13 protein-coding genes are annotated in these 11,895 nt (G+C 44.5%); 6 read left to right on the forward strand and 7 right to left on the reverse strand.

The genetic code is table 11. The features are described 5' to 3' along the window. Nucleotides 1–16 precede the first annotated feature (16 nt). On the reverse strand, nt 17–1,123 hold the full coding sequence (locus NG798_RS21880; protein ID WP_261225870.1) for a metallophosphoesterase: 1,107 nt from the start codon (nt 1,121–1,123) through the stop codon (nt 17–19). Between the two features lie 201 nt (nt 1,124–1,324). On the opposite strand from NG798_RS21880, the gene NG798_RS21885 reads away from it, so the two are divergent. Beyond that, nucleotides 1,325–2,557, forward strand: a complete 1,233-nt coding sequence (locus tag NG798_RS21885) for a hypothetical protein (protein WP_261225829.1) — start codon at nt 1,325–1,327, stop codon at nt 2,555–2,557. Nucleotides 2,558–2,653: 96 nt separating this feature from the next. Here the strand turns inward: NG798_RS21885 and NG798_RS21890 are convergent, their stop codons facing one another. Next, nucleotides 2,654–4,723 (reverse strand): NAD(P)/FAD-dependent oxidoreductase, encoded by a 2,070-nt coding sequence (locus NG798_RS21890; protein WP_375338993.1) that lies wholly within the window; start codon nt 4,721–4,723, stop codon nt 2,654–2,656. Nucleotides 4,724–4,870: 147 nt separating this feature from the next. Between NG798_RS21890 and NG798_RS21895 the strand changes: the two genes are divergently transcribed. After that, nucleotides 4,871–5,122: a hypothetical protein gene (locus NG798_RS21895; RefSeq protein ID WP_261225831.1), complete on the forward strand. Its 252-nt coding sequence runs from the start codon at nt 4,871–4,873 to the stop codon at nt 5,120–5,122. Here the strand turns inward: NG798_RS21895 and NG798_RS21900 are convergent. From NG798_RS21900 to NG798_RS21910, 3 genes are all read right to left on the reverse strand, one after another. Next, on the reverse strand, nt 5,119–6,147 hold the full coding sequence (locus NG798_RS21900; protein ID WP_261225832.1) for a M23 family metallopeptidase: 1,029 nt from the start codon (nt 6,145–6,147) through the stop codon (nt 5,119–5,121). The two genes, NG798_RS21895 and NG798_RS21900, sit on opposite strands and share 4 nt — an antisense overlap. Before the next feature lie 251 nt (nt 6,148–6,398). Further along, on the reverse strand, nt 6,399–7,190 hold the full coding sequence (locus NG798_RS21905; protein WP_261225833.1) for a radical SAM protein: 792 nt from the start codon (nt 7,188–7,190) through the stop codon (nt 6,399–6,401). Between the two features lie 78 nt (nt 7,191–7,268). Continuing rightward, nucleotides 7,269–7,802, reverse strand: coding sequence for a DUF3122 domain-containing protein (locus tag NG798_RS21910; protein ID WP_261225834.1), 534 nt, complete (start codon nt 7,800–7,802; stop codon nt 7,269–7,271). 701 nt (nt 7,803–8,503) lie between these two features. On the opposite strand from NG798_RS21910, the gene rpsU reads away from it, so the two are divergent. Beyond that, a complete protein-coding gene (rpsU, locus tag NG798_RS21915; RefSeq protein ID WP_261225835.1) occupies nt 8,504–8,683 on the forward strand; it encodes a 30S ribosomal protein S21 in 180 nt (59 codons plus the stop codon). A gap of 158 nt (nt 8,684–8,841) precedes the next feature. On the opposite strand, the gene NG798_RS21920 is transcribed toward rpsU, so the two are convergent. Then, entirely contained in the window at nt 8,842–9,192 is a 351-nt protein-coding gene (locus tag NG798_RS21920; RefSeq protein WP_261225836.1) for a hypothetical protein, read from the reverse strand. 261 nt (nt 9,193–9,453) lie between these two features. Here NG798_RS21920 and NG798_RS21925 point away from each other — a divergent pair, with 261 nt between their 5' ends. Both NG798_RS21925 and NG798_RS21930 read left to right on the forward strand, forming a co-directional pair. After that, a complete protein-coding gene (locus NG798_RS21925; protein ID WP_261225837.1) occupies nt 9,454–10,353 on the forward strand; it encodes a DMT family transporter in 900 nt (299 codons plus the stop codon). A gap of 39 nt (nt 10,354–10,392) precedes the next feature. After that, a complete protein-coding gene (locus NG798_RS21930; RefSeq protein WP_261225838.1) occupies nt 10,393–10,635 on the forward strand; it encodes a GNAT family N-acetyltransferase in 243 nt (80 codons plus the stop codon). A 4-nt stretch (nt 10,636–10,639) separates the two neighbouring features. Here NG798_RS21930 and NG798_RS21935 read toward each other — a convergent pair whose 3' ends face one another. Continuing rightward, nucleotides 10,640–11,302, reverse strand: a complete 663-nt coding sequence (locus tag NG798_RS21935) for a class I SAM-dependent methyltransferase (RefSeq protein ID WP_261225839.1) — start codon at nt 11,300–11,302, stop codon at nt 10,640–10,642. 64 nt (nt 11,303–11,366) lie between these two features. Between NG798_RS21935 and NG798_RS21940 the strand changes: the two genes are divergently transcribed. Continuing rightward, the gene (locus NG798_RS21940; RefSeq protein ID WP_261225840.1) at nt 11,367–11,798 is read left to right on the forward strand and encodes a hypothetical protein; all 432 of its coding nucleotides are present in this window, start codon (nt 11,367–11,369) and stop codon (nt 11,796–11,798) included. The last annotated feature ends 97 nt before the right edge of the window (nt 11,799–11,895 follow it).

Here is an 11,895-nt window from a genome sequence, read left to right on the forward strand (position 1 = left end):
TTAATCATCTGCTTAGCTAAAAAAACAAAGTCGCCTGATTATCAATTAACTCCTGAGCCTCCTTTGTATCTCCACAACCAAACGCCTCAAAATATCGGCGAGCCTCCGGGGGAAAATCAGGAAAATTAAACCGAGCATCCCCCCCCGCAATATCTGCCCAAAAATAACGTAAACTTCCCACTAATTCCTCGGCTTTCGAGGCTGATAAACTTAAAGGCGGTTCCGTTAAAAGTTTCATCATAAAAGGATAACTTCGTTCGCCAATCCACTCGCGGGAATGTTCGTGAAGCTGCGAAAAATTAGAAACAGATTTGATTTGATGGGATTCTATTTTGAGGCTAGTTTTGCCTTCTTTTTGACGAGAAAATTCACAAATGCGGTAGGGGTGAGGATAGCTAACAAGTGAGCCGGTGGTGATTTCATAAATGTTGTCTTGATAGGCGATATCTTGAACGTGCAAATGGCCGGTGAAAATTAACTGCACTCCGGCTTCTCGCAGCATTTTTAATAAAATGGGTGCGTTTTCTAGCATATAGCGCCGGCCTAAACTGTGCTTTGATTGATTGGGTAAATGTTCTAAAACATTATGATGCACCATCACAAAAGTTAATTCATTTTTGCTGCTATTTAATACATCCTCTAACCAAGTTAATTGTTTTTCATCCAACCGGCCAAAAGGTAATTGTTTTCCAGCATTGTCAAATTGGTTAGAGTTTAAAGCAATAAGTCTAACATTGGGGAAAATTTCACAAGTGTAATACGGTTGGCTGCTGTCGTTATATCCTTGGCGGTGATAATATTTGGGAAAGTCGGCAAATCCAATTGATTGCGCGTTTGGCAAAACCACCGGCACATCATGGTTGCCCGGAATAACGTAAGCAGGAAAAGGCAATTTTGTCAAGCGTTCTGCCAACCAAGCGTGATTAACCGGCTCTCCGTGCTGCGTTAAGTCTCCGGGTAGCAGTAAAAAATCCAGATCGAGCGTAGCTAAGTGTTCAAAAACTTTCTCAAGGGCTTCGATACTGACTTCTACTAAGTGAAATCTTGTCGGATGATCCCAGATGGTTTGAGGCAAGGCAATGTGCGGATCGCTGACTACTGCAAAACGAAAATTTAATGTCATAACAATTAAGAAAATGATGTAAATTGTTCCTAAGCCTTCAAGGCGAGGCCGGCACATAAGCGGCATAGCCAGTAACAATTGTTACTGTATCCTATAAAATTTTTTGTTTTGATAGCCTTTCTCAATAACAACGATAACTTGAGAAAGTTCACAAAATTTAAAAAACCTTTAGATAAATTTGTAACGTTCCCCATTAAAGCAATGAGCGAAGCGGACATGGACAAAAACCGGCCCCTTGAAAACCCTAACCAACCAACAGCCCAAAATCCATCCTCCCATAAGCCTGAGCCTGGAGAAAAAAGAGAAAACTCTGCCCTCACTGGCAAACAGCCATCAGAGTTTGATGAGGATGAATGGGAAACAGTCAATTTTCCTAATGCCCTAAGCATAAAAGAACTTGAGGCTGCGGCATCAGCCCCAGACACCCAAGCGCCGCTGACGCCAACACAACCTCCCCAACCCTCCCCAACCTCAGCCCCAGGAAATAATGCAGGAATTTCGCAAATAGCCGAACTAATTGCCTTAATCCAGCAAGTTCGCCAGCGCAATAACGAATTAACTCACCGGGTTGCAACCCTAGAAAACGCTCTGCACGAATGTCAAATTGCCCTGGATATTACCCAAAACCGCAGCCAAACACAAGAAGAACTTTTAGCGGAACGGACGCAAGAATTAGAAACGGTACAAACTAAAAACCAGCGCCTCACCCACGAACTGGAAGCCACCAGCCAAAACGCTCAAAGACAGCAAATTTTAATTCAAACTTTAAGCGAAGAGTTAGAAACAAGCCAACACCGGCTCGCGCAGATGGAGAGGGAATGCACTCTTACCCAACAACGCTACAGCGAACAAACTCAGCAACTCTTACAAGTAGAAAACACTTGTCGAGACTTGCGTTCTCGTCTACACCGGCAACAGCGTCACACCTTACAATTTAAAGCGGCGCTCGAAAAATGTCTGGAAATCCCAGATACTATGAGAGATAAAAAATTAGATGTGATTGAAAATACTCTGGTAGCAACAGAGGTTTCCGAAAGCTCTGGAATAGGGGCAACAAATGCCGACACAACAAGCCTAACTCCCAAAACAGAGCCGATCAAGCCTTGGGGAGCACCGGCACAGACAAGCGCAGAAACCGCCACCACAAACGCGCTGGAGATTTTCGCCGAGTCTAACAATGAGATGACAAGTGCCGACAGCAGCACGGTGCCATCAGGGGATGCTGTTTTGTGGGATAACATTACCCATCTTATTGATGCAACTCAAACAGCCAGAACAGCAGAACCGGCCCCCTCGCTCAACTCTGAAAACATAGAAAGCCCAACGCCTAAGCCTAACTGGCCGGCGCCTGTAGTTTACCCCCAGCAGCTTGCTAAAAAACGCTCTTCTCTGGCGGCGATTGATTTACCCTCTTTTCCTCGTCTGTCTGAGTAAGCCGGTAGTAAACCCTTCAGAGCTTATTCCTAATAAAATAGCCCTGAAAGGCTTACTACAAATCAGAGAATTAACCCTAATTAAACACCCTTGATCTTAGGAGCTTTGTTGAGGTTTTCCAACTCCATCTGTTAAGTCATAGGAGGTGGCTAAAAGCTTAAACCAAAGAGCCGGATAGCGGGTTTCTAGCCAAGGTTGAAGCTTGCGAGTTAGGGAGGGTATCCATCCCCAAAGCAGACTGTTAAGAGAGGCAATGGTAAAGGTTAGGTAGCTTCCCAGCCAGTTGATCATATCTGTCAGATTGACAAATTCTAAAATCCATACTAGAAGTGAGGGGTTTTTCCAGGCTGCTTCAAGGGCCAATCGGTTGAATGTTAGCCAGTCTACTCGGTCTTTGATAAATGTTTCGGCAATGCCTCGATCTGTTTCTGCTAAAATTCCAAAGAATGTGTTTAGGATGGCGTTTATTTTTTGGGGTTCAATAAACCGGCCCGTTGGTACCATCATCCCTTTAGAAAATAGCCACGTCACAGCTACATTACTTTGATAAGCGCGAATCTTGTTTAAATCTTCGGCTTTTAATAAGTCGTGTTTGAGGGCGGTATCCAAAAGTTGAGTTAAACGCGGTAAATTTCGCACCAAAGAACCAAAGCCGGTGAAGACTAAAGGCGATTGCAAGGAAGCCGCATCTCCGATACAAACCAGCCTATCAAAAGCTATTTTCCGGTCACTTTTGTTGCTGCTAAAATGCCCCGGAATATAACCAAATGTGGCTTTTTTCCACACCAATTTTTCCATATCACAGCGCCGGTATTCGGGGAGAATTGTAAAAAAATCTTCATACATTTCTAACAAAGAACCCGGATTTTCTGGATGCACTTGATGATAGTGGAAAAGATAAATTGTTAGGTCATCATCGGCGCCGGGAAATAATTCCCAGATTAACTGCCGGCCCCGCGAAATATCGCCGTGAGAATTCAGCACATCGCCATAATTTTTATCCCAAACTTCCGGCTCAAAACCTCCAGAAATTACAGCCCCAACTGTTGGGCAAACACTGTCAAAAGCCCTGCCGCCATTGAGTTGCCATGCAATCGGAGAAGCTGTTCCCATTGCATCTACCAACAGCCTGCCGGTGGCTTGCCGCTCAGTGTTTGTTGGTAAATGTTTAAGGTCAAGGATAACTTGATTTGCTTCAATATTGACAGAATTAAATTCTGTTTCATCCCAAATTTCTCCGCCGGCTGCTTTTAGCTTTTCGCCGCAAACTCGCAAAAGTTTATCAGCATCTATGGCAATATTTAACACGGTTGGGGTGTGAAGAATTGCTGCTTTGGCATAAGGGGGGTTATTGCTATCAAAAAATTTGTGAAAGCCATCTTTGTATTCTCTGGCAATCAGGCTGTCTACTTCTTGTTGGGAACTGAATAAACCCAAATCTATTAAGCTTTGGAGTTCGGTGCGGGAAATGTTCCATTCGCGGTTCATTCGGCCAAAGGGTAAGCGTTCAATGAGCAAAACACGATAGCCTAATTTGGCCATGACAGCCGCATGAATGACTCCTAAGGCGCCACCAATGTAAATTAAATCATAGGTGGGTTTGGTGGTTGAAGAAGGGGGCCCGTCTGTGCGAGAAAAAACAACTGGGTTTGGTTGTGTGGGGTTGCGAACAGAGGAACGCCAGCGCTTTTCCCACCAGTAAGCGCGTGTTAGATCGTATTCGCCGTTGGGAAATTTTTTAAAAAATTCGACGGTGCGGGGGTATGATGAATGCAACGCTTCAAAAATTGATTGTTTGGATAAATCAATTTCTGGGGGTTCAGGATATTGATAAGGGAACCTGCTTCTCAGGCCGGTGGTCAGTTGGTCGAGGATTTGTTTTTCCGCAACAACCGGTTTAGAGGAGCAGCGAAAAACTTTGATGTAGGTGGTTCGCTGTAGTGACCACAAAAATATGGAAAGTTCGTTTTCTCCTGGTGCCGGTGTCGCAGTTCCACTGTCTGGGTTAGTTGGGTTTTTCAGTTCGGTTTGCTTGCTCAGGCAAAGGCGAATTCCCTCTGGGGTGAGGATTTTATGGCCGACGCTCGGTTGGAATTGTTGGTGCAGCCAGGTTCGGACTGCATCTTTATCTGGGGTGGGTATTTCCAGATATAACAGTTCTTTGATCTCGGTTGGGTTGTCTTTCATAAATTCCCTAAAAACAGAGTTTTTGTAGTTATCCTCTGATTTATACTGCCTTAAAAAGCTAAAAAAAAGTTGCCAACAGCTTTTTTATGCCTAATCTCCTATTTATTCTATTGGTGTAAAGTCGTGATGAATTATCCCATCCCAAATAAGCCTCAAGAGTTTGTGGCCCTGCGAGAGCAGGCGGTGAGTGAAGAGTTGGTGGCGGCTGTGATCGTCGGTGTGGTAATGGTGACTCGTCAGCAGGGCCGGTCGCTTGAGGATCTCAAAGCGGAGGTGCTGGCTGATGATCAGTTGTTGGATAAGTCGAAGCGCCGGTGGTTGAGTGAGGTTGTTAGTGATGCTTGGCAGCGTTTGGAAACCCAGAAAGCTGATTTTTAACGCAGTTCTATTTGTTGCTGAATGTCGATGAGAATTTTTTCGCCGCGTCTGAGTTGATATTCTCCGCGCCAGGTGCCGGCGGTGAGGGGTTTGTCGGCGGTGTTGCGTTTGCCAATGAAGCTAAAGCCGTTAATGCGGTTGGGGCTTTTGAGTTCGTTTTTGTTTTCGACGGCGATGGTGCCGTCAGGGGCGATCAGCCGGTGCTGTTCCATGTCTCCTTTGAGGATGCCAAAGGGATGTACCCAAAAAATTAAGGCGGGACTTTGGGTGGTTGGTTGGCTGTCTGTGAGGCTTCCTTGCCAGATGGTGTTGATGTCTGGTTTTTCGCTGGTAAAGCCGGCTTTGATCAGGCCGGTGGGTGTGTAGCTGATTGCTTGTTCCCAGAGGGGCCGGCCTTTGATGTTGCAGCCTTTTTCGACGTCCGGGCCCAGAAAGGGGTCGATTTCTTTGCCTTTGTAGAGGACTCCTAGGTGGACGTGGGGAAAGGAGGCTAAACCGGAGGAGCCAACCATGCCGAGAGTTGTGCCTTTTTCGACTTGCATTCCTGGTTTGACGGTGACGCTGCCGTTTCGCAAATGGCAATAGTAGGTTCGCCAGCCGTTGGGGTGGTCGATGACGACGGCGTTTCCGCAGCCAATGTTTGAGATGGCTTCGGCTTGTTGGGGGTTTTCGATGCGTTTGTCTGGTACGCCGTCTCGGATGTTTTGAATTTTGCCGGCGGCGGCTGCTTTGACGGCTACTCCTTTTTTCATGGTTTTTTCGTCGGGTATGCCGAAGTCTGTGCCGTCGTGTCCGTCGTAGGTTTGCCTTCCGCAGCCAAAGTCTATAAATTGTTTGCTGGGATCTCTGTCTGTGTAGGAGAGGATATGGCAGTCTTTGCCTAGGGTGCAGTCTATGGGAAGGCTGAGGCGCAGGCCGGTGTCTGTTGTGGCGGGGGTTGAGGTTTGGCTTAGGCAGCTTGGCAGGCTGGCTAGGGCTAGGGTAAGCAGGAATGTTAAAAGATGTTTTTTAGTAAAAATTTTCATATTTTTGGGTGGCTTTTTTAAAACGCAGAGGTTCCAGAGGGTTCTTTTTGTCTGGGTTTGCCAGAATAGGGCGGCTTTTGTTTTATGGTACTTTGACCTCCGGCCCCTTGTCGTACCCCCCGAAAACAAAAAACGCCCAAAACTTGGGCGCGTCCATCAGGGTGCATCTACATGAAATTAATATAGCACGGTGGGGGGTGACACCCCCTATCTTGCTTAACAAAAATTTACAATTGGGGAGGGGCTGATATCTATAAGGGGGCACAGCGTACTAAGATGCCGGTTTCTTGAGTGATTTCTTGGGCAAAGGCTTTCAAAACTTCGACCGGCACGCATTTGAGTTGTTGCACTGGATAGTCTCGGCAGTCTGGGCTGTGGTTTCCGCGTCCGTCTAGTTGGTGTTTTAGGGGTTTGGGACGGGTGGGGGTGTTGAGTTGAATTTCTGCCGGCATAATGGCTTTGATTGCGCGAATATATTCGGCTTTGGTTGTTTCGTCCCAGGCGCTTAAAATCATCGTTTGAATGCCTAATTCTCCTTCGTATTCGCTGCGAAAGTCTTGTAAGCCTTCCCAAATTCCTAGGAATTCGATGCTGTCTAGGGGTCTATTAATTCGCTTAATTTTATCTTGAGTAATTCCATCGAGTTTGACAGAAACTTTATCGGCACAAGCTAAGGCTGCCCTGACTGCGGATAAATTTAATAATGAGCCGTTGGTTAATACTAATATGGGCCGGTTTGTTAGGGCTTTAACTGATGTTATGATTTCTCCTAAGTTGGCTGCTTGGGTGGGTTCTCCGCTACCGCTTAGGGTGATGATGTCTACTTTCTCTGGGGCAAAGTTTTCTAGGTTTTGCAAAATGTGGCCGGTGGGAATATATACTTTTCTCTCTTGCGTTTGGTGTTTAATTTCTCCTAGCTGGCAGTAAACACAATTAAAGCTACAGGTAGAAACCGGCCCGATGGGGTCAATTCCTAAAGATGTGCCGTATCTCCATGAGATCACCGGCCCATAAACTGAGGAAAAAGCGGTTGCTGTTTTCATGGTGGGTTATTTCCTAGGGGTAAAAATTAAAGTTGGTTTGATTGTTGTGTCTGCTGCAAAGTTCCCTTCTTTTCTGTTTTAATTTGGCTGGGTTGTGGCTATTTTCTGCCAATCTTCAACGACAAATGGCGGTATTCTTAGGTGCACTGAGCCTTTTTTCAGGGGAATGGAAAAAGTAACAAAATCACTGGGGAGATCGGGTAAAATTTCGCTGAGTCTATATTGTCCGACATTGGGGGCGGGGGATTTTTCCGCAAATAAATCTGACAAGCTCAAATTTTTTCCTTGATGGGTGGTAATGATCAAGGGTTGCGGATGAACAAACTCGACAGCATCGGGATATCCAACTAAGCGCAGTGTAGTGTCAGAAGGCTGACCGTTTGTTATTTCTTTAAAAACGATAACTTGCCATGAGTAGCCAAGGGGATCTCGCAGGGTTTGCCGTGTTTTGTACAATTCTATGGCGGGTGATATTTGCTCTTTGATGACGACTCCGACTGCCGGTAGTTGATAGCCGAAACTTAAATATAATATTAACCCACACAAAACCAACAACCACATCAAAATTCGGCGATAAGCAACAGGCTTTCTGGGTGATATAGAGTCTTTCATGGTGATTAACCTCTGGGTTTGATTAAGATTTACAAAGAAAGTTTTAATAATGTGTATTTTTGTTTTTTTTAGTTGCTTTATGGTGCTGTTTATCTATTCTCTTAAAGTAGCTTAAAAGATAAATTGACGGCAATTGTTACTAAGTTTAACCAAATAATAAAAGTCATGTCTGAGAAAATTCAGTAAAAAATTGAGAGCTTGGAATGACCGGCTTCTACAACATTTTTGGCAATTTATGGAGAGATTTGCGGTTTTTTTGAAGTTAAAAAAATGTGGCTTTGATGTTATGGTTTTAGTCTAAGCTTTTAAGCAGTTGTAGCGCCTGGGTGCTGCTAAGGGGAGGGGGTTGGGGGAAAAGATACCTGTTGGGGCTTGGGAGTTTCGACAAGGGCGGTAGTTTGAGGGGTGCCGGTGAGGAATAGGCGGGTAGTGAGGAGCCATCTCAAACAGCGCTGCGGGGTAACGGCTTTGGGCAATATTATATCTACACAGATCAGCCTGTGGATGGTAAAGCTGTGGCCGGCTGTGGGGATTTTCTATAAAAAAATGCCCTTACTAGGATAGAATAGGTAGAAATAACTCAAGAGTCCTGTTAGCCAAGAAACCCAGCTTTTTTAGACGAACCTAGAAAACTTTGGTAGAGCCTAGTAGACACACTCTAGCGTTAAGTATCAAACACCATTCGTTATTAAGGAGAAGGAATGACTCAAGTTGTAATAGGCGAAAATGAAGGTATTGATTCGGCTCTACGCCGGTTTAAACGGCAAGTCTCTCGCGCTGGAATTTTAGCTGATGTTAAGAGTCGCCGGCACTTTGAAACCCCCCTCGAAAAGCGTAAACGTAAGGCTGTTGCGGCTCGTCGTAAAAGACGGTTTCGGTAAAAAGTTAATGTCAGGACTAACTGCATAACATTGATTTAAATTCACGGTTCATGGTTCATCGTTAATGGTTTTTTGTTTTCTCTGATGAGATGTTGAGCCATTGCTAATTTCCTAGGCTTTCCTATGCAGCGAGAACCATGAACTGTGAAGTCGCTGGGTTATTTGTTTTCGCCTAAAAGTGATTCAAATGTTGCTTGTAAAGATGCTATATCCCCTACACGCCCGACTAGCAAGTTTTCTTTACCGGCATCCTTGAGTCGCTCCCGCCAATAGTCTACGGTGTCGGAGTTTTTCATCCAAAAGTCGATTACGGTATTGATCACTTCATCGGCTTGCCAGCCGCGAGATGTCGAGGCTTTTTCTACGGAGTCAAGAAAGGCATCAAGGGTACATTTATGGCTACCGAGATATTCTACACGCCGGCTGTGCTGCTGTTCTAAAATTTCTTGTTGTTTGTTGAAAAAGGATAAAATTGGCGAGATTCCTAGAAGGTTGAAGGTATAATTCATTGTCCCCTCCAAAAACTGTTTGATTTATAATTTTAGTAGATAGCAGGTTGGCAAGAATTCAACAGTGATTTTTAATACATTTTAAGATTAATTTTTGTAAAATCCTGATGATTTGCCGGTTCTGGCTTCTCAGCTAAGTGGATGATTTAAGGATGGCTGAAGATAGTTTTAATAGGCTCAATAGAGCGATAGATTTTTAGAAAAAAAACTATCCAACTTTAGGTAGAATTGAGGGAGGTAAAACCCCCAATCCTAAATTATATGGTAATTTTAGAAACATTTAAAGGTGAGTTGGCGGCTTTGAGCGCGGCTTTTTTGTGGGCTCTTTCATCGATTGTTTATACGCGGTTGGGCGACAGGGTGGCACCTTTACAACTGAATTTAATTAAGGGTGTTATCGCTATTGTTTTAATTTTGCTGACGCTGGTGATACGGGGGGAACTGCTGGTTTCAACAGATGCTGGCCGGTTTTTTATGCTGGCGCTTAGCGGAGTTTTAGGGATTGGAATTGGGGATACAGCTTATTTTGCTGCTTTAAATTCTATAGGCCCACGCCGCACTTTATTAATGGAAACTTTGTCACCGGCATTTGTAGCAGTTTTGGCGGGTTTGTTTTTACAAGAAAAGCTGGTATCAACTGCTTGGATGGGGATTTTGTTAACGTTGTTTGGGGTTGTCTGGGTAATAGGAGAAAGAGTGCCAGAAAGTGGGGGTAAAATTTTGAATTGGGGGGCCGGTGTTCGCTGGGGTTTGGTTGCTGCAATGGCGCAGGCTGTGGGTGCTGTTTTGTCTCGTGCGGCGCTTTTTGAAACGGATATTCAACCGCTTTGGAGTACGCTGGTGCGGTTGACTGGGGGAGTTTTGGTAATCTTATTTTGGGGGGTGTTTCGTCAACAATTTGATGGGATGGGGATGGGGCCGGTGCGTTCTCTGCGGGTGTTTGGGATTATTGCTTTAACGGCTGTTTTTAGCACTTATTTAGGTATTTGGTTACAGCAAATTTCTCTGAAGTTTGCGGCTGCCGGTATTGCTCAAACTCTTAGCAGTACGAGTCCTTTGTTTGTTCTTCCTTTGGCAACTCTGCTGGGAGATCGCATTAGTTGGCGGGCAATTTTCGGGGTGTTTATTTCTTTGGCTGGGGTGGCTTTATTATTTCGTTAATTGGGTTGAAAGTTTGGGCTATTTCAGGTTTTTAAGGGTATGGGCTGCCGGTTGGTGGAAACCGGCTTGTTAAAATGTCAAGAATTAGGCTATTTAATTGTAGTAGTTTTGGGAGAGCCCGTGTTTTATCAACGCTTTGGCTTTAAACCGGCCAGCCTATGGAAAATTAAAGCACCGTTTCCGGCTTTTGATGAGGCGTTTATGGTCTTAGAACTGCAACCGGGTTCTCTGGAAAATTCCCCCGGCACAGTTAGTTATCCAGCCTATTTTAATGAGGTTTAATTGTTTAAAGTTTTCTTGCCAAACTTAAACCATCTGCAATGGGAATCATGCTAAGGGTGATGCGTTCATCTTGATGAAGTTTTTTATTGAAAGCGCGAATGGCTTCGGTGCTTTTGTCTTGAATTTGGGGATCGGCGACTTGACCAGACCACAAAACATTATCAATGGCAATTAAACCGCCTGAACGAATTAATTTTAGGGAACGTTCATAATAGTTTTGATAGTTTTCTTTATCGGCGTCAATGAAGGCAAAATCAAAGGTTTCTGCTTCACCGGCAGCTAAAAGTTGATCTAAGGTTTGGATGGCCGGTTGAATGCGGAGATTGATTTTATCTGAGACACCGGCTGCTTGCCAATAGCGCCGCGCAATGGCAGTATATTCTTCACTAACATCACAGGCAACGATTTTACCATCCTTGGGCAAGGCGAGGGCAACGCTGAGGGAACTGTAGCCGGTGAATACTCCAATTTCTAGGGTTTTTTTTGCGCCGATAAGCTGAATAAGCAACGCCAGAAATTGACCTTGATCCGGTGCGATCTGCATCATGGATCGCGGGTGAGAGGCGGTTTCTTCTCGCAGTTGTTGCAAAATAGCCGGTTCGCGTAAGGAAACTGATAAAAAATAATCATACACTTGGTCGTTAAGGGCAATGCTTTTGTTTGACATGATTTGCTCTCGAATGTTGTAGCATTTTTTATTATGCTGGTTTTTTATAAGTTTGGAGGAAAACATGACTAAGTTGCCATCAAAATTAATAGTTACGCGGGTTTTTGCCCTAATGTTTTTAGTTTTGCTGAGTGCTTGTACAGCGATTGGCCCAGGGCCGTCGCGGAGTGTGGTTCAGGAAGCGCTGAGGATACAAATAAGCCAAACTCAAGCGCAATTGGCACCGCAATTAAATCTTTCTTCCCGGCCAGAATTAGAAATTACTCGGGTGACAATTTCTGCTGAGAAACCTCTGCTGATTGAAGATTTACAAGGGTTTAAAGTTCAAGGTTTTTATGATTTGACGGTGACGTTTCCAAATCAAGTTATTAAGCAAAATAAGAAATTTTTTGAATTATATCTGCAACGGCAAAAACGAGCGCAAACTTGGCGTTTAGCACGTCCGCTTAAAGAGGCCGGTGAGCAAACAGAGAAATGGGCAACCTATGCAATTTGAGAGTTGAGATTTTAGCTAAAATTTGGGGTGTTAGGTGAATTGGGATGCTCGGTTTTAGGATAGCCGGATTTTAAATTGAAAAGTCTTTTCTAGGCGT

Source organism: Ancylothrix sp. D3o (assembly GCF_025370775.1).
GTDB lineage: Bacteria > Cyanobacteriota > Cyanobacteriia > Cyanobacteriales > Oscillatoriaceae > Ancylothrix.